Consider the following 368-nt stretch of genomic DNA (forward strand, 5'->3'; position numbering starts at 1 on the left):
GCGGCACTAGCTCAGTTGGTAGAGCGCGACCTTGCCAAGGTCGAGGTCACGAGTTCGAGCCTCGTGTGCCGCTCCAATTTCTCACCAAAGAAATTGGAGCACAAGACAAAAAGTTAAAGTTGATATAATGCGGCACTAGCTCAGTTGCCAGAGTGTTGAACGCGACCCGTCGCGCACCAACGGACAAATTACTGACTATTTTGAATGCGGCACTAGCTCAGTTGCCAGAATGTAGGACGCGACCTGTCGTGCACCAACGGACAAATTACTGACTATTTTGAATGCGGCACTAGCTCAGTTGGTAGAGCGCGACCTTGCCAAGGTCGAGGTCACGAGTTCGAGCCTCGTGTGCCGCTCCAATTTCTCAC

2 tRNA genes are annotated in these 368 nt (G+C 52.2%); both read left to right on the forward strand.

Going from position 1 to position 368, the window contains the following annotated elements:
- A tRNA-Gly gene (locus AN392_RS18150) sits at positions 1-76 on the forward strand.
- Between the two features lie 207 nt (positions 77-283).
- Positions 284-359 (forward strand) — tRNA-Gly (locus AN392_RS18155).
- The last annotated feature ends 9 nt before the right edge of the window (positions 360-368 follow it).

The organism is Pseudoalteromonas sp. P1-16-1b (assembly GCF_001401785.1).
Classification (GTDB): domain Bacteria; phylum Pseudomonadota; class Gammaproteobacteria; order Enterobacterales; family Alteromonadaceae; genus Pseudoalteromonas; species Pseudoalteromonas undina.